Here is a 19886-nt window from a genome sequence, read left to right as displayed (position 1 = left end):
GCCCGCGCCCGTGCTCGACGCCGCGGCCGCGGCCGCCACCAGCGCCGCCCGCTCCGCGAGGGCCTGGGCGCCCGCGCGCAGCAGCTCCCCGGCCCGGTCGTCGCTCAGGGCCCGCAGGAGCGCCGACGCCTCCGCGTCCCGGGGCCGCAGCGCGTGCCAGAAGTCGACCGGCGGCACCAGACGCGTACCGGCGGCGAACTCGCCGCCGCGCTCCAGCGGTGTCACCCGCCCCCACTCCAGCGCGCCGGCGGCCTCGTCCGCCGTGTACAGGGCGATGTGCCGGTGCACGGCGACCACCATGGGTTCCGCGCCGGGCAGTCGCAGCGCGCCGAGCGGAACGCCCTGCTCTCGGTCCTGTCCCGCCGGCAGGCTGACGGTCCGCCCGTCCGGGGTACCCGCGGTCGTACGGGCCTCGGCGCCCGTGCCCTCCCGGCGCACCCAGCGGCCGAGGACCGTGCCGTCCGTGCCGAACGGGCTGTGCTCCAGACCGGGCTGGAGCGGCAGCACCGCGCAGTGCTGCTGGAGCAGGGTCGTCCCCTCGCGGACCCCGGCCCGCAGGAACGCGGGCAGCGAGGCACGTCCGTGCGTGCCGGTGGCCGGGTCGTACTCCAGCCACACGCGGCGGCGGCCCTCCCTGCCCTGGCGCCAGTACGAGGTGCCGTCCCCGAGGACGGGACGGCCGGGCGGCACGACCGTGTCCCCGGCGTGCAGGGCCCGGCCGCCGGTGGCGCGGCCCCCGCCGGGCAGCGGGATCGACGGCTCGCCCGCGTCGCCGCTGCCGTACCAGTGGGGGAGCTGCTCGCCGCCGAGCGGGAACACCTCGGACGGGCGGGCCGACCAGTAGCCGAACTGCTTGCCGTCCTGCCGCCACATGACCAGCAGTTCCCCGTCCGTGTAACGGAAGACGGGACGCTGCCAGCGGTCCAGCTCCACGGGCAGCCGCAGGTCGTGCTCCAGCAGGATCTCCTGCGGGCCGACGACGATCGCCTTGTGCCGGCGGGAGAGGATCAGCGCGGGCCAGGCCTCCTCCACGGTCAGGGTGTCGTCGCGGCCGCGCCGGGTCTCGGCGTCGAGCCGTGCCAGCGCCTCCTCCAGAGCGGGCCAGCCCAGCTCGTCGGGGATCCCGGCCCGCAGGGTGCGGCCGAGCAGTGGCGCGGCCTGGTGCGCGGCGACCTTGGCGACGGCGGCCGGGCTCACCCGGGCGGCGACCGTCCGGAACGGACGCAGCCGGTCGAGTGCCGAGCGGGCCGCGGGCAGGCCGGCCGCGGCGGTCAGCTCCTCGGCCGCGTCGTCCAGCCACTCGCGCAGCACGTCGGCGAGGACCGGGTGCCCGGCCAGGCCGTCCAGCAGCTTCGGGTCGGGGCGGTGGCCGCTCAGGGTGCCGACGGACACGTACAGCAGCCGCCGGTGGCGCGGATCGGACGCGATGGCCGTCAGATCGCGGCGGCCGGTCCGGGTGTCCTCGAGCCAGCGGTTCAGCGGGAGGAAGACGTCCTGGCCGGCGGTGGGCGGCGTCAGCGGCACGCCCTGCGCGACGCACAGGTCCAGCAGGTCGAGGTCGGCGCCGGCGTGCCAGCGGCCCGTGAAGAGGTCCACGGCGCGGCCCCGGGCGCGCAGCCGCGGCGCCATCCGCTCGACGAGCGCGAGCGTGGACGGCGAGCGGTCGGAGACGGACGAGCCGTGCTTGCGGTGCAGGGCCCAGCGGCTGAGCCAGTCCGCCGGGTCGACACCGGCCGCCGGGTCCTCCCCGCCGGCCGTCGCCCCGGCGTCCCCGGTCAGCAGCAGGTCGGCGCGCGTCTCCGTGAGCAGCGCCAGCCAGAACTCGTCGTCCTCGGTGGACCGGCCCAGGCCCGCCGGCATGATCTCCAGCAGCCGGGCCCGTACGGCGGGCTGCCGCTCGGCCAGGACGACGAGGGCCGCCCGGTAGGTGTTCCAGAAGGACGCGGGCGCCCGGACCGCCGCCGGGGAGGCGAGCAGGTCGGCGACGAGGGAGCACTCCTCGGTGACCCGGTCGAGACCGGCGGCCTTGATCAGCCCGCGCGCGTCCTGCGGCAGCGAGGCGTACGGCGGCATGCCGGCCGCGCAGCGTTCCACGGTCAGCTGCCGGAACTGCGTCCAGGCGTCGGCGGGGCTGAGCCGTGCCGCGAGGGCCTTCACGTGTTCCTTGAGCGCCTTGACCGTGAGCGCCCCGGCGAAGGCGAACTCCAGGAACACGGCCCGCTGCCGCTCCTCGTCCACGGCCAGCGCGTGCACCCGCTCGGCCTCGCGGGCCTTGCCGAAGAACGCGGCCGCGTAGGTGGTGTTCTCGTGCTGGAGGAAGACCCGGGCGGCCTGCTCGTAGAAGGTGGGCAGGAAGTGCGGCACGGCCCGGCCGAGCCGTACGCCGAGCGCTTCGAAGCCCTCCTTGGCGGTGCCGGGGCGGGACTTGGCCTGCCGGGCGAGCCGCTCGACGTCCTTGACCAGGGCCAGCGCGTGGTGCCCGTTCGCCGGGTCGTTGACCAGCGCCCAGGCGGGGAAGCCGAGCGTCTCCCGGCGCACCTGGCCGACCTCGGGGGTCTCCGGCTCGCGGACCAGCCCCAGGAAGTCCAGGGCGAGGTCCTCGGCCTCACCGAGCGTGCCCGCCACGAGCCGCACGACCTGCCGGTCGTCCAGGGCGGGGTGCGAGTACGTGCGGACGGTGAGGGCGTCGGCGTCCTCCCGGCCGGTGGTGCCCGGCGGCAGGACGGCGCCGGCGTCGAGCAGTGCGGCCGTGGTGGTCTCGTCGTACGTCATGCCGCCTGCTCCTCGTCCTCGATGTCGCGTCCGGCGTACAGCGCGGCCGCCATGCGCATGCCCTCCGACCAGGCCACCGGCCCGACCTGACCGAGCTTCAGCACCCGCCCCGCGGGGTCGGTGAAGACCAGCGGGCCGGTCTCCGTCTCCTCGTAGCCGTCGTAGTCACCGACCCACACCCGGGCCTCGACGCCGCGGCCGTCCTCCAGGACGGAGCACACGGCGTGGCCGCCGCGCACGCGGTAGCCGAGCTGGGCCGCCCGGCCGTGCAGGAACCGCAGCTGCTTGAAGAGCCCGCCCGCGTAGTCCTCGACGGAGACGGCCTCCGCGTCGAGCGCGGCGGGCCGGTGCCACACCTCGCGGAAGAGCTGCTGGGCGCGCTGTTCGACGCCGAGTTCGACGGCGAACTCCCTCAGCTCCTCCAGGTCGTCGAGGAGCACCGGGTGCGGAAGCCGGACGAGGTCCGGTGCGATCCGGACGGTGTCGCCGTCCAGGTCGACCAGGCCGAGACCGCGCTCGGGGTCGGCGTCCCGCAGGAATCCGGCCACCTCGCCGTCGGCTCCCGTGACGACGAGGTCGCGCAGGGCGGCCTGCCAGGCCGTGTCGGGCCACACCCGGGTGAGGACGGCGAGCGGTACCGGCAGCGAGCGCACCATCCAGCGCTCGACGTCGGTCAGGCACTGGCGCTCGTGCCGCTCCAGCCACTCGACGAGCTGACGCAGGCCCACCACCGCCGGATCGTCCGCGATCTTGGGCGGTACGGACTTCAGCCGCCGCCCGGCCGCGTTGCGGCACACCACCTTGCCGTCGTCGAGGGCGACTTCGTAGCCGCCGGCCGACACCCACCCCATGTGTGCCTCCCGCACCCGCAGTGATCAAGTGACGGGAACTGTAGAACAGGCCACTGACAACGGGTCCCGGGCCGGGGCGCGGGCCCGGTGGTGCGCGGCATCACCGGGAGGAAACCCCTGGTCGTCGGCGTGCGGGGGCTTGGCCCGACGGGCGGACGGCTGCCCGCGGACGGCTGCCCGCGGGCGGCTCGTTCCGGTCACGAGCCGCTCGTCCCGCCCGGCGTCCCGACGATCTTCCGCCGGCGTCCTCACGGCGTCCCGACGATCTTCCACCGGCGCCTTCACGGCGTCCCGACTCGCTTCCGCCGGCGTCCTCACGGCGTCCTGACGATGTGTCCGACAGCGTCTTTCCGGCGTGCCGAACCCGTGTCCCGTCCGGCTCCACCGGAGCCGGACGGGACACGGGGGTCCTCGGCCGGGAGCCCCGGCCGGGGCTCTCAGCCCTCGACCCAGCCGTGGTTCTTCGCGAACTGGGCCAGCGCGCCGCGGACCTGGAGGATCTGCTCGGCGGTCAGCGAGGGTGCCGCCGTCAGCAGGGCCTCGGTGACGTCCCGGGTGAACTCCTCCGTGCTGAGCACATCGCACAGGACGTCGTCGTCGGCCGCCAGCGGCTTGCCGTCCTCGCCCCGCGCGAGCCGCACCCCGGACGCCTTCGGGCCGCGCTCGCCGTCCTCGATCTCGAACTCCACGACGATGCCCCGCCGCACCTGCGACTCGGGCATCAGCATGTCGTTCACGTGCAGGAAGACGTCCTCGCCGCCGTCGTCGGGCGCGATGAACCCGTAACCACGCTGGCTGTCGAAGCGCACCACACGACCAGCAACCATCCCGACCCCCAACAACCTCGAAACACCCACGTCGGTGAACCTGACCAGATCGTAGTCATCCCGACGGCCCCCGAGCGACTCCCGGGGGCTCACTGAGCACGGTACAGCGCCGTGAGCAGCTCCATCACGGCCTGGGTGGCCGGATGGGGATCGTCGCGCCACCACACCAGGCGCACGGCGACCGGCTCGGCGTCGCGGACGGGACGGAAGACGATCCCGGGCCGCGGATACTGGTTCGCGGTCGACTCGGCGGTCATGCCGACGCCGCGGCCGGTGGCGATCACGGTGAGCCAGTCGTCGACGTCATGGGTCTCCTGCGTGGCAGGCCGCGCGTCGGCGGGCCACAGTTCGGGGGTGGTGGCGCCGGTGCGGCGGTCGATCAGCAGCGTCCGTCCACCGAGATCGGCCAGTCGCAGGGACCGCCGCCGGGCCAGCGGATCGTCGGCGGCCAGGGCGCACAGGCGCCGTTCGAGCCCCACGAGCGCGGCGTCGAACCGCCGGTCGTCCAAGGGCCTGCGCACCACCGCCATGTCGGTGGCGCCCTCGGCCAGCCCCGCGCTCGGGGAGTTGACGCGCACCAGCTGGAGTTCGGTCGCCGGGTGCTCCGCCGCCCACCGCCGCTGGAAGGCGAGGGTGTGCCGGCCGAGCGCCGACCAGGCGTAGCCGATCCGCAGCCGGGTGTGCCGGTGGGAGGCCTCCCGCACCAGCGAGTCGACCTCGCCCAGCACCCGCCGCGGGTGCGCCGCGACGCGCAGCCCGGCCGCGGTCGGCGTCACCACCCGCGAGGTGCGCCGCAACAGCCTCACGCCCAGGGCTCGTTCGAGCGAGGCGAGGGTGCGGGAGACGGCCGCCTGGGAGACACCGAGCACGGCCGAGGCGTCGGTGAAGCCGCCCTCGTCGAGGATCGCCACGAGACACCGCAGCTGCCGCAGTTCCACGTCCGTCCCACGACTCACTCCGGCCACTCCCGTCCGACCTCCGGTCAGCCCCGCCACCCTCCCCGGTTCCCCGGAGGCACCATCCATGACCGCATCGTATGGATGGCGCATCGCATGCATTTTGCGCACCATCGGTCGCGCAGGACGATCCCCCCATGTCTGCCGTCTCCCCGCACGGAGAAGCCTCCGCGCCCGTGGCTCCGCCCGCTCCCACGGCTCCGCCCGCCCCCACGGCTCCGCCCGCCCCGCGGCGGCTCGCCGGGGTGGCCGTCATGGTCGGCAGCGGACTGTCCAACCAGACCGGCGCGGCGATCGGCTCTCTCGCCTTCCCCGTGCTCGGCCCCGTGGGCGTCGTGGCGGTACGCCAGTACGTCGCCGCACTCGTCCTGCTGGTCATCGGCCGCCCCCGCCCGCGGGCGCTCACCCGGCACCAGTGGGGGCCGATCCTGCTGCTCGCCCTGGTGTTCGGGACGATGAACCTCTCCCTCTACACCGCGATCGACCGCGTCGGCCTCGGGCTGGCGGTGACCCTGGAGTTCCTCGGTCCGCTGACCCTCGCCCTGGCCGCCGCGCGCCGCCGCGTCGACGCCTGCTGCGCCGTGCTCGCCGCGGCGGGCGCGGTGACGCTGATGCGTCCGCAGCCCTCCACCGACTACCTGGGGATGGGGCTCGGTCTGATCGCCGCGGTGTGCTGGGCGTCGTACATCCTGCTCAACCGGACCGTGGGGCGGCGGGTGCCGGGAGCGCAGGGCCCCGCGATGGCGGCCGCCGTCTCCGCCCTGGCGTTCCTGCCGGTCGGTGTCGGCCTCGTGCTCCACCACCCGCCGACGGCGTCGGCCGTGGGCTGCGCCGTCGCCGCCGGTGTGCTGTCCTCGGCGGTGCCCTACCTCGCCGACCTGTTCACCCTGCGGCACGTGCCCCCGGCCGCGTTCAGCCTGTTCATGAGCGTCAACCCGGTGCTGGCGGCGCTGGTCGGGTGGATCGGGCTCGGGCAGGCCCTCGGCCTCGTCGACTGGGCGGCCGTCGCCGCCGTCGTCCTGGCCAACGCCCTCGGCGTCGGTGTCGGCCGTCCACGGCGCGGGTGAAGGGGCCCGGGGCGCCCACGCGTCGCGCCGGGGGCGCTGTCGTCGGGGCCCCTTCCCGGCCGGATACCGGCGGCCGGGGGCCGGGGGCCGGGGGCCGGGGTCAGCGCTCCGTGCGCGCGGTCTGCTCCGCCTTCTCGGCCTTCTCCGCCTTCTCGGCCTTCTGCTTCTTGAGGCGGACCGCCTCCTTGCGGACCTCCGCCTGGGTGGCGCGTTCCTTCGCCAGCCACTCGGGCCCGGCGTCCTTGAGGTCCTCGATCTGCTCGGTGGTCAGCGCCTCGGTGATGCCGCCCCGGGCCAGTCCCGCGATCGACACGCCCAGCTTCGCCGCCACGACCGGACGGGGGTGCGGACCGCTCTCCCGCAGCGCCCGCAGCCATGCCGGCGGGTTCGCCTGGAGCTCGTTGAGCTCGGCGCGCGAGACGACACCCTCCTGGAACTCGGCGGGAGTGGCGGGGAGGTACACACCCAGCTTCTTCGCCGCGGTCGCGGGCTTCATCGTCTGGGTGCTCTGGTGCGACTTCATGCTGTCCAGACTATCGGCCGCGGACGGCGCCCCCGACCACAGCCGGTAGCCTGACGGGATGACCGACTCGGCGGATTCCCCCTCGTTCCGGCTCGCGTACGTCCCCGGAGTGACGCCCGCCAAGTGGGTGCGGACCTGGGCGGAGCGCCTGCCCGACGTCCCCCTCGCCCTCCTCCAGGTGACGGCGGACGAGGCCTCCGGCGTGCTGCGCGACCGCGCCGCCGACGCGGCCTTCGTACGGCTTCCGGTGGACCGTACGGTGTTCAGCGCGATCCCCCTCTACACCGAGACGACCGTCGTCGTGGTCCCCAAGGACCACCTGCTGACCGCGGCGGACGAGGTGACCCTCGACGACCTGGCCGACGAGGTGGTCCTCCACCCCCTCGACGACGTCCTCGGCTGGGAGCGGCTGCCCGGCGAGCCCGCCTTCGAGCGTCCGGCGACCACGGCGGACGCGATCGAACTGGTCGCGGCGAACATCGGCGTCCTGGTCGTGCCCCAGTCGCTGGCCCGCCTGCACCACCGCCGCGACCTCACGTACCGCCCGGTCGTGGACGCCCCGCAGTCGAGCGTCGCGCTGTCCTGGCCCGAGGACGCGACCACCGACCTGGTCGAGGCCTTCATCGGCATCGTCCGGGGCCGCACCGTCAACAGCACACGCGGCCGGGCCCAGCAGGCACCGGCGGAGCGCAGGGGCGAGCGGAGCGGCGACGGCAAGGGTGACCGCACGCAGGAGCGGAAGGGCGAGCGGCGGGCGTCGAAGTCCGGCGGTGGCGCCCCGCGCAAGGCCGCGGCGGGTGGGGGGACGCGCGGCCGCGCCGGCGGCGCCCAGGGCGGCGGCCGGCGCGGTACCGGCGGCGGCAGGCCGCGCCGCCGGTCCTGACGGTCACGCTACGGAGTGATCTCAGTCGCACTCCGTCATGCCGCGAAGGTCGCGCTCCGCGCCGTGCTCACCACCTTCTCTCCGGCGGCCTGTCCGAGCAGCCCGTCGGCCACCCAGGCGTTCACCACGCTCCGCACCCGGGCCACCAGCGCTCTCTTACCGCTGAACGGGGCCCCCGCCCACACCTCGTCGAGCAGGGTGGTGCCGTCCGCCTTGGCGGGGTTGGCCACGCCCGAGTCGCTGTTGCCGAAGACCACCCGGGGTTCGGCCCGGCGCACGTAGGCGTGGGTCGGATCCTCGGTGCCCTCGAAGAACGGGGCGAACTCGGTCCCGTCCAGCGTGTGGTGCAGCGGCTTCCCGTCCACGGGAGTGAGGGAGGGCAGCAGGTCGCCGGAGAGGGCCGCGTTGCGGTAGAGGCCGAACTCCAGCCAGGTGGTGGCGGCGTCCCGGGCGACGAGATGGACCGGGCCGTGGAACAGGGTCTGCAGGGCCGGATCGTCCAGGGCCTTCTCGACGCGCAGCCGGAACGGCACCTCGATGCGGACGGTGTCCCCGTCGTGCCAGGTACGGGACACCGTGAAGTAGCTCCCCGGGGCGGGGGTGCCGCCGGCCCTGCGGCCGTTGACCGTCACCCGGAACCCGGCGGTCGCCCAGGACGGCACGCGCAGCCGCAGCGCGAAGGACGCGGTACGGCCCCGCACGGTGAGCGTGGTGCCCTGCTCGCGCGGGAAGTCGGTGCTCTGCGTGACGGTGACGCCCTTCTCCGCCCAGGTCAGGGTGGAAGGGCTGTACAGGTTGACGTAGAGGGCGCTGCCGTCGGCGGCGGCGAAGTAGACCGAGTCCTGGTACTTGGTGGCGCTCTCCATGCCGGTGCCCTCGCAGCAGGTGGTGCCCTGCTTGGGCGTGTAGTCGCGGACATGCCCCGGCGTGAGCCCGATGAAGTACGTGACCAGCGGCTTCTCCGCGTCGGGGGTGTCCTGCTTGGAGCCGAGGACCTGGTTGAGCAGGGCCCGTTCGTAGTACTCCATGTACTTCGGGTCCTGCTCGTGGAGGAACAGCAGCCGGCTGAGTTTCAGCAGGTTGTACGCGCAGCAGGTCTCGGCGGTCGTGGCGCCGATGGTGCCCGCGATGACGTCCCGCGCCTTCCAGAACTCACCCGTGCTGGTGCCGCCGATGCCGTACATGCGGTGCGGTACGACCATGTCCCAGAAGTTCTTCGCGGCGGTGAGGTAGCGCTCCTCGCCCGTCGCGTCGTACAGCCGGACGTACCCGGTGAAGATCGGGATGTGCTGGTTGGCGTGCAGGCCGTCCAGGATGTCGGTGTTCGCGGCGCACGCGTCGATGAGCCGGTCGAGGTCGAACAGCTGGGCGAGTTCGAGGTGCTCGGCCTTGCCGGTGAGCGCGTGCAGATCGCAGATCGCCTCCACGATGCCGCCGAACTCGCCGCTGGAGAACAGGCCCCACATCCGCTGGAGCGTGGCCGCGGGCAGCGGTGACAGCCGGGAGTGCATCCAGTCGCCCAGCCCGGACGCCAGGTCGAGGGCGCGGGCGTCGTCGGTGGCGAGGTGGGCGTCCAGCAGGCCCCGCAGGATCTTGTGCGCGGTGTAGTAGGGCGCCCACACCCGTGTGTAGTCGCTGCTGGTCATCGACTCCAGCTCGATGAACTGCGTCTCCGGGTAGGCCGCGAGGAAACCGGGGTGGCTGGGACCGCCCCAGGTGCGGCGCAGGGTGGCGGTGAGGCCGTGCCCGGAGGTGTCCGCGAAGGTGGAGCCCGACGTCTCGTCGAAGGCGTACGAGGCGAGGTCGCCGGAGCCGCGGACGCTCTGCAGGCCGCCGATCTCCGCCGCGCTCAGGGCACGCGACCACACGTCGAAGCCGCCGAAGGCCCCCGCGAAGACGGGGTCGGAGGCGTAGTGGGAACGGCCGAGCCAGTGGTGGGCGAGACTGCCCAGGGCGGCCGGGGTGAGGGACATGGCCGTGTTCCGGGTCACTTCCGTGCCGTTGACGTACAGCGTCCCGGTGCCTCCCGTGAGGGTCACCGCCAGGTGGCTCCACTCGTCGAGGGGGAGCGCGGCGGTGCCGTCGAGGCCCTGCTCGGCGCCGGGCCCGCCGGTGGTGACGGCGAACCGGGGCACCCCGCCGGCATTGCGCGTGGTCAGGTACAGATAGCGGGTCGTGTCGTCGCCGAAGTCGAGGACGCGGGCCCAGGCGCCGGCGTGGGTGGGCTTCACCCAGGCTGCCAGGGTGATCTCCGACGCGCCGCCGAGGACGCCGGCGGGCAGGTCGACGTACTGGTGGGAGCCGCGGACGTTCTCCACGGCCGTGCCGAACCTGCCGCTGACGCTCAGCACGGCCGGGTCGTGCCGCAGCGCCTCGCGCACCTCGGTCAGCGCGCCGACCACGGTCCCGATCCGGTCCGCGTACAGCTGGTCGCCGGTGCTCGCGTGGGCCTGGGACAGCATCGTCAGGAAGTGGCCGGTGTAGTGGCCGCGCAGATTGCCGTTGGCCTCCCCGTCGAGCCCTTCCCAGCCGCCGGGGGCGACCGCTCCCAGCGTGGAGAGGCCCGCGTTCGCCCGGTACACCTGGAGCAGCCGGTTCACGTCGTAGCCGCGGGCGTGGTCCAGCATCAGCCGGCGCTTGTCGGCGAAGACGCCGGGGCCGAGGGAGACGCTGCCGAGGTCGAAGGGGAGCAGGGTCCAGGCGGCCGGGGGCGGGACCGCGGCCGCCGGGGCCGCGGTGGCCGCCGAGGCCGCCACGGAGGCTCCGCCGGCGATGCCGGGAACGGAGGCCGCGAGGACCGCGCTCTGCAGCAGGGTCCGTCTGGTGAGGGGCTGCGCCATGTACTGCTCCTCCGGAGGCCGATGTTCGATATCACGGACAGTGTGCGAGTGATCGACCAGACGTTAGAGGGGGTGCGGGAGAGCGTCAACGGTGCGGACCGGATCGGCCGCCCGGTCCGTCACTTCCTGACGGGGGACCGGCCGCCGTGCGCGCGTGCTCGGGTCACTTTCCGGCCGCGGACCGGCCGATCGACTCCACCAGCGGCAGCAGGCGGTACGGCACCCGTTCGCGCAACGCGACCTCGGTGCGGGTGCGGACGACGCCCGGGAGACTGATGAGCTTCTGGATGACGTCCTCCAGGTGTGCGTTGTCCCGCGCCACCACCCGGGTGAGGAGGTCGCCGCCCCCGGTGATCGAGAACGCCTCGACGATCTCCGGCACGGCGGCCAGCGCGTCACCCACGTCGTCGAGGTGGCCCTGGGTGACCTCGATGTGTACGAACGCCAGCACCGGGTGGCCCAGCGCCGCGGGGGAGAGGGACGGGCCGGTGCCGGTGACGACACCCTCCCGCTCCAGCCGGTCGAGGCGGGCCTGGAGGGTGCCGCGGGCGATGCCGAGAACGCGGGCGTACTCCCGCGCGCTGGTGCGCGGCTGCTCGAGCAGCAGGCGCAGGATGCGGGTGTCCAGCTCATCCACGGCCACGGGGTGTCCGGCCTCCTCGGTCCGCGGGTCTGTGATCTTCCCCTGACTGTACCAACGGCCCAGCTGCGCATCCTGAGGGTGAGCCGTTCGATCCTGAGCCGTTGGTATTCCGGTGGCCTTGCTGGCGCCCGATCCGATGAGCCATTGGCTCACCTTCAAAGCGACGACTTGAGCCAGTGGAGGCCCGGGTGGTGTCATGGGGGCATCGATGGCGCTGCGGACACCGCGGCGCCTTTTGCGTGCCGATGTCGCAGAGGGGCGGGAAGCAGTGCTCAAGAGGGTGTTCGTGGCTCCGGACCCGGGGCGGGCGCGGCTGCGGTTCGCCGCGCGGGCCGTCCTCGGGATCGGGTCGGCCGTCGTGGCGTGCGGCCTCGCCGGGCACTCCCTGGCCGGTGCCGTCACCGGCGGGCTCGCCGCGCTGCTCGCCCTGTTCACCGTCACCGACGCCACCGTGCGCGGACAGGCGGTCACCACCGCGCTGCTGCCCGCCGCCGGCCTGCCCGTGCTGGCGGCCGCGGCCCTGCTGCACGACCACCCCGTGGCCCGTGACCTCACCTTCCTCGCCGTCGTCGGCGCGGGCGTGTACGCGCGCCGCTGGGGGCCTCGCGGGCACAGCCTCGGAGTGTTCGCGTTCATGATGTTCTTCGTCGCGCAGTTCCTGCACGCGACCGGCGGCCGGCTGCCCGAGCTGTGCGCGGCCGTCGTGCTGTCCGTGCTGAGCGCGGCGGCGGTGCGCTTCGGGGCCTGGTGCTACGAGCGCCGGCTGCCGCCCGCTCCCGTTCCCGCGCCGCCGGGCGGCCGAGGACTCGCCCGCGTCACCACCCGCCAGGCGGTCCAGGCCACGGCGGGTGCCGGCTTCGCCCTCCTCGTGGGCCAGCTGGTGTCGGGCCAGCGCTGGTACTGGGCCGTCGGTGCCACCTGGTGGGTCTTCGTCAACACCACCTCGCGCGGCGAGACCCTGGTGCGCGGCTTCCGCCGGGTCCTCGGCACGGTCCTCGGCATCGGACTCGGACTGCTCGTCGCCGTCCCGGTGAACGGCGCCGGCGTGCCCACCGCCGCCCTCGCCGCCGTCTGCGTCTTCGGCATCTTCTACACCGCCGCCGTCTCCTACACCTGGATGATGCTCTGGGTGACCCTGCTCGCCGAACTGCTCTACGGCCTCCTCGGCGTCCTCAGCCCCGCGCTGCTCGCGCTGCGCGTCGCGGAGACCGGCGTGGGTGCCCTCGGCGCCGTCCTGGCGGTGCTGCTCGTGCTGCCCGTCACCACCCACGCCGTCACCGACGGCTGGATCCAGCGCGCCCTGCGCTGCGTCCACGCCTGCACCGCGGAGGCCGCGGCGCGCCTCGCCGGCGACCCGGAGGCCGACCCCGCCGCACGGGTGGCCGAACTCGAACAGCTCCTCGGCCGGGTACGGCTCTCCGTCGCCCCGCTCGTCCACCCGCTGAACCCCGTCCTCGCCCGCAAGCGGCGCGCCCGCCGGGTCCTGGCCCTGCTCGACGACTGCGCCCGCGAGATCCGAGGCCTGGCCGCGGTCGCCGCCGATCCCGAGTCCTCCCACGACGCCCGCCTCGCCGCCGCCTGCCGGCGCGTGCAGGGCGCGGTGGAGGCGCTGACCGAGGGCGGGCGGGGACGGGCGGTGCGCGCGGTGAGCGTGGTGCCTGTGGTGCATGCGGTGCGTGCGGTGACCGTGGAGCCCGCGGTGCCCGCGGTGCCCGCAGTGCGCGCGGAGCCGAACACCGAGCGCATGCGGACCTCGTCCGTCGACCGTCTGCCGGTGCCGCTCGCGGACCGCCTGCCGGTGCCCTCCCTCGACCACCTGCCGACGGCGTCCGCCGACCATCCGCCGGTGCCGTCCGCCGACCGCCCGCCGACGTGGTCCGCCGACCGCCGTGCGCCGCTCAGTGGTGAACCCGCTCTGACGCACCTGCACGGTCTGGAGCGGGCCCTGGCGGAGCTGGCCCACCCCCTGCGGGCGAGGCGAGAGGAGCCACTGGTCGGCGCGTGAGGCCGCCCCCCTCCTCGTAGGCACCTGTGGCACCCGTGGCACCCGTGGCACCCGTGGCACCCGTGGCACCTGTGGCACCTGTGGCACCTGTGGCACCCGTGGCACCCGTGGCACCCGTGGCAGGGCCGGGCTCGGGGCGGACACGGCGCCACGCCCGGACCGCCGGCGCCCTGGACGTGCCCCGTCTCCAGTCTCCCGTCGCGGGCCTGCGGAAACATCCGCCCCGAGCGTCTCGTTTGGTCTAGACCGATCGGGGCCGGCTGCTACCGTCACCCCCGGGACGACGGCGACACGAGAGGGGACAGCGGTGGCAGAGGTCGGCAGACGGCCCGGGCGGGCGTTCATCGGGTCGTTCACCGCGGCCGGCGGACCCGGGATCGTGATGGCGGCCGTGGACCCGGACGACGGCGCGCTGACCGTCCTGAGCAGGGTGAACGGCATCCCCGACCCCTCGTACCTGGCACTGTCGCCGACCGGCGGCACGCTGTACGCGGTGAGCGAGACCGCCGAGGGCGCGGTGGCGGCGTACAGCGTGACCGGGGACGTGCCCGAGCGGGTGGGGGCGCCGGTGCCGGTCGACGGCAACGGCCCCACGCACCTCAGCGTCTTCGACGGCCACGTCCTGACCGCCAACTACGGGTCCGGCAGCGTCACCGCCGTGCCCGTCCGGGCGGACGGCACCCTGGCCCGGGCCGCCTCCGGCGTTCTGCGGCACAGCGGCTCCGGGCCGCACACGAAGCGCCAGCAGGGGCCGCACGCCCACCAGGTCCTGCCGGACCCGACGGGGCGCTGGGCGGTCAGCGTGGACCTCGGGACGGACTCGGTACGGGTGTGCGACCTGCGCGACGGCCGCCCCCTGCTGCACCGGGAGGTCGCCCTGCGCCCCGGCTCCGGCCCGCGTCACCTGGCCTTCCACCCGGGCGGCTCGTACGCGTACGTCGTCAACGAGCTCACGCCGAGCGTCACCGCCTGCCGTTGGGACGCCCCGGACGGTTCGCTGAAGCCACTGGTGGAGGTCCCCGTGCTGCCCGACGCGCCCGCCGTGGACGCCTACCCCTCGGGCATCGCCGTCTCGCCCGACGGCCGGTTCGTGTGGACGGCCACCCGTGGCGCGGACGTGCTGTCCGTGTTCGCGGTGGAGGGCGAGGGGGAGGCGCTGCGTCTGATCGGCACGGTGCCGTGCGGGGGCCATTGGCCGCGCGCCCTCGCCGTCTCCGCGGGATTCCTCTACGTCGCCAACGAACGCTCCGGCGACGTCACCTGGTTCGCCCTCGACCCGTCCACGGGTCTGCCCCGCCGGGCGGGCTCGATCGAGGTGGCGGCGGCCTCCTGTGTGGTGCTCGGCTGACCGGCGCCCGCTCACACGCCCGACGGGCCACACCGGGCCACCGGCCCGCCCCTCCCGGTGAAGGGCACGCTTCTCACGGCGAAGGGCCCGCTTCTCATCCGGAGCGGGCCCTTTCGACGTACTGCGACGTGCCGCAGGCCCGTACGCGCGGCGTACGGGCTGCCGGAGCGGTCAGCGGACCGGCGTCCCCTGCGGCTGCTGGGGAGCGATGCCCAGGGCCGTCGTGTACTTGGCCAGGGCGAGCTTGCCGATGGCCGGGTACGGGCCGAGGGCGTCGGCGGCGGGGCAGCCGGCTTCCTTGGCCGCCTCCTCGATGAGCGAGGCGTCGATCTCCGGACCGATCAGGTACGGCGCCAGGGCCAGCTGCTGCGAGCCGGACGTGCGCAGCCGCTCGGCGACGGAGGCGATCGAGCCCTCCTGGTCGAGGGCCGCGGCCATCACCGGCACGGCGAGGCGCGCGGCGAGCAGCATGCCCGTGATGCCGGCGGCCTGCACTGCTTCGTCGCCGCCCACGGAGGCCAGGATGATGCCGTCCGCGGCGGTGGCCACCGTGAACAGGCGGGCGCGGTCCGCGCGGGCCAGGCCCGCCTCGGACAGGCGCACGTGCAGCGCCTCGGCGAGGAGGGGGTGCGGGCCGAGGGCGTCGGTCAGGTCGGCGGCGACCCGGCTGTCCATAACGGCCTGGCGGACCTGGCGCAGCAGCGCGCTGTCCGGCCCGGCCAGCAGCGGCACGACGACCGCGACGGGGCCGTCCGGCTCCTTGAGGTCCAGACCGGCGGCGAGGGCCTGCTCGTAGCGGGCGGTGCGCTCCTCACCGGCGTACGCCAGCACGGACTGGAGGCTGGGGAAGTCGCTGTCGTCCCCGTCCAGGTACCCGATGCGCGCGTCGAGGCCGGGAAGCTCCGAGCGGGCGATGCTCACGATCTCCTCGGCGAGGCCGCGGGTGGCGGCGCTAGGCGTGCCCGGCACTGCGAGGACGAGCGCGGGCGCGCCCTCGGGAGCCGCCAGGGGCTCGGGTCGGCGGTGCCGCCCGGGCTGGCGGGGGCGCGGCATTCGTACAGGCAGGCCGGACGCGGGCCCAGTGGGGGAACTCATGGCGCCGCATGTTACTGGCTTCCTGGGCTCCCCTGTTCGGGGAGGGTGCAGGTGAGCGGTATCCGTCCACTTTTGTCTGATGAGTTACGTACGGATCAGAAGTGATCAGCGTGTTTTCCGGGCGACTTGCCCTCGGAGGGGGGCAATCCCCCTTTTTGCGTCATGGCGTGTGGTTCACCACGTACAGCACCGTCTCGTCAACCGGCAGGGTGAGCGCGCCCTCCGCAAGGTCGGTGGCGATCCGGATCGCGCCGTCCAGCGGATCGCCGGCGGCCGCTGCCCGCCGCGCGTGCGGCAGCCGCCGTGCCAGTTCCTCCTCCACGGGGACGAGGAGGGGGGCGCCCAGCCGGAACAGGCCGCCGGTGAGCGCTATGCGGGGCTCTTTGTCGGTCGGGCAGACGGCGGCGGCCGCGTCGGCCATGTGCCGGGCCGCCGCCCGCAGGATGCCGGCCGCGACCGGGTCGTCCGGTGCGCACGCGGCGACCTGCGGCGCGAAGGAGGCGAGGACGGCCGGCCGGTCGGGGCGCGGGTAGAGCCGGCCGGGCAGGCCGGGCATCGGCCCGAACCGCTCCTCGGCGCGGGTGAGGAGCGGGACGGAGCCGCCGGCCCGGCCGTCGTGGGCGCGCAGGGCGGCTTCCAGCCCGGCCCGCCCGATCCAGGCGCCGCCGCCGCAGTCGCCCAGCAGATGGCCCCAGCCGTCGGCCCGTCGCCAGGCCGTCAGATCCGTGCCGACGGCGACGAGACCGGTGCCGGCGGCGACCACGGCACCGGGCCGGGTCCCGAGGGCACCGGCGTAGGCGGTGACGGCGTCGGAGGCGAGGGCGATGCCGCGCACGCCGAACTCCTGCGCGAGGGCGGCCGGGAGTTCGGCGCGCAGCGCCTCGCCCAGGGTGGCGAACCCGGCGGCGCCGATGGCCGCGGCGACGGGACTGCCGACGCCGGTCTCCGCCGTCAACGCCCGGACCATGGGCGTCAGCTGCTCCATCAGATGTGCCGGGTCGATGCCCCGCGCGCCGGTGCGCACCGGCACGGGGGACGAGCGGCGGGCCGGCGTGCCGTGCTCACCGGTGCCGAGGGCGACCCGCAGACCGGAGCCGCCCGAGTCCACGGCGAGGATGCCGGGGGACTTCCGCTGACCGGTCACGGCAGGCGCCAGTCCACGGGTTGACCTTCCTGACGGATCAGCAGGTCGTCGGGGGACGGGTGCGCTGCCCTGTTGAGCAGCAGCACGCCCTGCTGGGGCCGGGGCGTCGGATCGCCGTTGGGCGGCTGGGGCAGGCCCAGGTCGGTGGTCGGCTCCCGGTGGATGTTGATCAGGCTGCCGGGCAGCGACCGTACATCCGGCGCGACCGGGAAGGACAGGCCCACCGCGTGTGCGGGAGTTCCGGGAGCCGGGTATCGGAGAGGAGGGGCCGACGAGGCGCGATGACCATGGCGGAGTGGCTTGATCACTGGTCGCAACGGGCTCCCCTCCTTCCCGGTGACCGGCTGCGCGAGCTGCTGGACCGGCTCGATGACCTTGCCGAGGAGGAAGATTAGCGCTGAGTGCGGCGTCTGTGCGCGGGGGCTTCCGTGCGTGTGCGGGCCCCGGTGTGTGCCGGTAGGGTGACGCGCTGTGGCACGACGACCCTTGCATGAACTTGTTGAAGCGGGCTGGGCTAAGGCTCTGGATCCTGTGGCCGAACGTATCGCCGCGATGGGGGACTTCCTGCGGGCCGAGATAGCGGCCGGCCGGACTTACCTTCCATCCGGGGCCAATGTGCTGCGGGCGTTTCAGCAGCCCTTCGACGACGTGCGCGTGCTGATCGTCGGTCAGGATCCCTATCCCACGCCGGGAATGGCGATCGGGTTGAGTTTCGCGGTGGCGCCTGAGGTGCGTTCGCTGCCGGGGAGTCTGGAGAACATCTTCCGGGAGATGCACACGGACTTGGGGCTTTCCAGGCCGTCGAACGGCGATCTGACGCCGTGGACGCAGCAGGGGGTGCTGCTGTTGAACCGGGCGTTGACGACGGCGCCGCGCAAGCCGGCGGCGCATCGCGGCAAGGGGTGGGAGGAGGTCACCGAGCAGGCGATCCGGGCGCTGGCGGCGCGCGGTACGCCGCTGGTGTCGATCCTGTGGGGGCGTGACGCGCGTAACCTTCGCCCGCTGCTGGGGGACCTTCCGGCGATTGAGTCCGCCCACCCGTCCCCGATGTCGGCGGACCGTGGGTTCTTCGGCTCACGGCCGTTCAGCCGGGCCAACGATCTGCTCGTCAAGCAGGGCGCCCAGCCAGTCGACTGGCGGCTGCCGTAGGGCATGACGCTTCGGCGCCAACGACTTCATCGCCTCCGGCGAGGCGGGCGCCCTGCGGAAGGCCGCCGGCTCGTTCGACTTCGTCATGTCCACCGTGTCGGCAAACCTGCCCTGGGACGACTACCTCGGCCTGCTGCGGCCGCAGGGCCGACTGTCCGCCGCGCTTTCCCCGCCACGTCCCGGACGGCGCCGATGTCCGCAGCGCCCTGCTGGGCCTGGTCGGGGCCGCCGGAAGGCGCGCAGGAGGTTCGGTCCGGGTCACCCGACCACCGCGGCGCGCACGCACAGCACGTCGGGCAGGTGCGCGGCCAACTGCCGCCAGCTGTCCCCGTCGTCGGCCGACGCGAACACCTCGCCGTTGCGATTGCCGAAGTAGACGCCGGCCGGGTCCGCGTCGTCCGTGCAGAGCGCGTCGCGCAGGACGGTGCCGTAGTGGTCCTCCTGCGGCAGTCCCGCCGACAGCGGCTCCCAGCTCCTGCCCGCGTCCGCCGTGCGGAAGACCCGGCAGCGGTGGCCGGCGGGCACCCGGTCCGCGTCGGCGTTGATCGGGAAGACATACGCCGTGTCGCCCCGGCGGGGGTGCGCGGCAGCGGCGAACCCGAAGGTGGACGGCAGTCCCTCACCGATGTCGGTCCAGTGCGCGCCCGCGTCGTCGCTGCGGTACACACCCCAGTGGTTCTGCAGGTACAGGCGGTCGGGCGTGGCCGCGTCCCGCGCGACCTTGTGCACGCACTGCCCGAACTCGGGATTCGGGTCCGGCAGGAACACCGCGGAGACACCGGAGTTGGACGGTGCCCAGCTCGCGCCGCCGTCGGTGGTGCGGAACACGCCCGCCGCCGACACCGCCACCGTCACCGCCCTCGGGTCGCGCCGGTCGGTGAGCACCGTGTGCAGCCCCTCACCGCCGCCGCCCGGCACCCACTGGGACCGCGTCGGGTGCTCCCACAGCGGGCGGATCAGCTCGAAGCTCTCCCCGCGGTCCTCGGAGCGGTACAGCGCGGCCGGTTCCGTGCCCGCGTACACCACGTCCGGCTCGGCTGCCGACGGGTGCAGCTGCCACACCCGCTCCAGCGAAACCTCGGTGTCCGGTGGGAACTTCACGGCCGGTCGCGCCGGTTCGGTCCAGGTCCGGCCGAGGTCGTCGGAGTGGAACACCGACGGGCCCCAGTGGGCGCTGTCACCACCGGCGAGGAGCCGCGGCCGGTCACCCCGGGTGTCGATGGCCACCGAGTAGATCGCCTGAGCGTTGAAACAGGGGGATGGGTCGAACTCCCATGTGCCCGCGCGCCCGCGCCCGATGAACAGGCCCTTGCGCGTTCCCACGGCGAGCAGTACCTCGGTCATGCCGGTCACCTCCGCTGTGCTCGGACGGGACGGCGCTGTCCCGGCCACCGGCCAGTCTGCACCCCGCCACTGACAGTCACCTCCGGAAGCGGCGTCGCCGCAGGTCACATCGGCGGTGGCAGCCCCCGGACGCGCCGTCCGCCGGGCGGGTCCGTGCCGCCGCGTCGAGGGGGAGACCCCGCCTCGAGGGGCACGGTCGCGGCGGCGGGAACGGCTCAGGCGCGGGCGGTGCGGGCGGTGCGGGCGGTGCGGACGGTGCGGGCGGTGCGGCGGTGCGGGCGGTGCGGGCGGTGCGGCGGTGCGGGCGGTGCGGCGGTGCGGGCGGTGCGGGCGGTGCGGCGGTGCGGGCGGTGCGGGCGGTGCGGCGGTGCGGGCGGTGCGGGCGGTGCGGGCGGTGCCCGGTGCGTGCGGGTGAGGAGGAACGCCCGCCGGTCAGCGC

At 74.5% G+C, this 19886-nt stretch carries 14 protein-coding genes and 2 pseudogenes; 5 read left to right on the top strand and 11 right to left on the bottom strand.

Features of this window, described 5'->3' with window-relative positions; genetic code table 11:
* From ACFV9M_RS19010 to ACFV9M_RS18995, 4 genes and pseudogenes are all read right to left on the bottom strand, one after another.
* Positions 1 to 2772 (bottom strand): annotated as a pseudogene (locus tag ACFV9M_RS19010) (hypothetical protein); the annotation flags it as partial.
* Positions 2769 to 3623, bottom strand: a complete 855-nt coding sequence (locus ACFV9M_RS19005; protein ID WP_385079062.1) for a DUF4132 domain-containing protein — start codon at positions 3621 to 3623, stop codon at positions 2769 to 2771. The pseudogene ACFV9M_RS19010 and the gene ACFV9M_RS19005, both read right to left, overlap by 4 nt.
* Positions 3624 to 4060: 437 nt before the next feature.
* Complete coding sequence (locus ACFV9M_RS19000; protein WP_385062917.1) at positions 4061 to 4450, bottom strand: cold-shock protein; 390 nt, start codon at positions 4448 to 4450, stop codon at positions 4061 to 4063.
* A gap of 89 nt (positions 4451 to 4539) precedes the next feature.
* Complete coding sequence (locus tag ACFV9M_RS18995) at positions 4540 to 5388, bottom strand: LysR family transcriptional regulator (protein ID WP_385063136.1); 849 nt, start codon at positions 5386 to 5388, stop codon at positions 4540 to 4542.
* Positions 5389 to 5543: 155 nt separating this feature from the next.
* Between ACFV9M_RS18995 and ACFV9M_RS18990 the strand changes: the two genes are divergently transcribed.
* Positions 5544 to 6473 (top strand): DMT family transporter, encoded by a 930-nt coding sequence (locus ACFV9M_RS18990; RefSeq protein WP_385062919.1) that lies wholly within the window; start codon positions 5544 to 5546, stop codon positions 6471 to 6473.
* A 100-nt stretch (positions 6474 to 6573) separates the two neighbouring features.
* Here the strand turns inward: ACFV9M_RS18990 and ACFV9M_RS18985 are convergent, their stop codons facing one another.
* Positions 6574 to 6996, bottom strand: coding sequence for a DUF5997 family protein (locus ACFV9M_RS18985; protein ID WP_385062921.1), 423 nt, complete (start codon positions 6994 to 6996; stop codon positions 6574 to 6576).
* Between the two features lie 58 nt (positions 6997 to 7054).
* Here ACFV9M_RS18985 and ACFV9M_RS18980 point away from each other — a divergent pair, with 58 nt between their 5' ends.
* Positions 7055 to 7879, top strand: coding sequence for a LysR family substrate-binding domain-containing protein (locus ACFV9M_RS18980; protein WP_385062923.1), 825 nt, complete (start codon positions 7055 to 7057; stop codon positions 7877 to 7879).
* A 35-nt stretch (positions 7880 to 7914) separates the two neighbouring features.
* Here ACFV9M_RS18980 and ACFV9M_RS18975 read toward each other — a convergent pair whose 3' ends face one another.
* Entirely contained in the window at positions 7915 to 10719 is a 2805-nt protein-coding gene (locus ACFV9M_RS18975; RefSeq protein ID WP_385062925.1) for a beta-L-arabinofuranosidase domain-containing protein, read from the bottom strand.
* Between the two features lie 163 nt (positions 10720 to 10882).
* Positions 10883 to 11362 carry an Lrp/AsnC family transcriptional regulator gene (locus ACFV9M_RS18970; RefSeq protein ID WP_385062927.1) on the bottom strand — a complete coding sequence of 160 codons (480 nt, stop codon included), beginning with the start codon at positions 11360 to 11362 and terminating at the stop codon, positions 10883 to 10885.
* A 268-nt stretch (positions 11363 to 11630) separates the two neighbouring features.
* Between ACFV9M_RS18970 and ACFV9M_RS18965 the strand changes: the two genes are divergently transcribed.
* Together ACFV9M_RS18965 and ACFV9M_RS18960 are read left to right on the top strand one after the other, a co-directional pair.
* Positions 11631 to 13367 (top strand): FUSC family protein, encoded by a 1737-nt coding sequence (locus ACFV9M_RS18965; protein ID WP_385062929.1) that lies wholly within the window; start codon positions 11631 to 11633, stop codon positions 13365 to 13367.
* Between the two features lie 307 nt (positions 13368 to 13674).
* Positions 13675 to 14715 (top strand): lactonase family protein, encoded by a 1041-nt coding sequence (locus ACFV9M_RS18960; protein ID WP_385062931.1) that lies wholly within the window; start codon positions 13675 to 13677, stop codon positions 14713 to 14715.
* A gap of 171 nt (positions 14716 to 14886) precedes the next feature.
* Here ACFV9M_RS18960 and ACFV9M_RS18955 read toward each other — a convergent pair whose 3' ends face one another.
* The 3 genes and pseudogenes from ACFV9M_RS18955 to ACFV9M_RS18945 form a co-directional block, all read right to left on the bottom strand.
* Positions 14887 to 15810, bottom strand: coding sequence for a sirohydrochlorin chelatase (locus ACFV9M_RS18955; RefSeq protein ID WP_385062933.1), 924 nt, complete (start codon positions 15808 to 15810; stop codon positions 14887 to 14889).
* A 160-nt stretch (positions 15811 to 15970) separates the two neighbouring features.
* Positions 15971 to 16954, bottom strand: coding sequence for an N-acetylglucosamine kinase (locus ACFV9M_RS18950; protein WP_385062935.1), 984 nt, complete (start codon positions 16952 to 16954; stop codon positions 15971 to 15973).
* Positions 16951 to 17208, bottom strand: a pseudogene (locus ACFV9M_RS18945) (hypothetical protein); the annotation flags it as partial. The pseudogene ACFV9M_RS18945 and the gene ACFV9M_RS18950, both read right to left, overlap by 4 nt.
* 217 nt (positions 17209 to 17425) lie before the next feature.
* Here ACFV9M_RS18945 and ACFV9M_RS18940 point away from each other — a divergent pair.
* Positions 17426 to 18103: a uracil-DNA glycosylase gene (locus tag ACFV9M_RS18940; RefSeq protein WP_385062937.1), complete on the top strand. Its 678-nt coding sequence runs from the start codon at positions 17426 to 17428 to the stop codon at positions 18101 to 18103.
* Between the two features lie 258 nt (positions 18104 to 18361).
* On the opposite strand, the gene ACFV9M_RS18935 is transcribed toward ACFV9M_RS18940, so the two are convergent.
* Positions 18362 to 19447 (bottom strand): WD40/YVTN/BNR-like repeat-containing protein, encoded by a 1086-nt coding sequence (locus ACFV9M_RS18935; protein ID WP_385062939.1) that lies wholly within the window; start codon positions 19445 to 19447, stop codon positions 18362 to 18364.
* Between the last annotated feature and the right edge of the window lie 439 nt (positions 19448 to 19886).

This window comes from Streptomyces sp. NPDC059895 (assembly GCF_042731035.1).
GTDB lineage: Bacteria > Actinomycetota > Actinomycetes > Streptomycetales > Streptomycetaceae > Streptomyces.
Note: the sequence above shows the minus strand (reverse complement) of the source record. Positions and strands in the feature narration are given on the sequence as shown.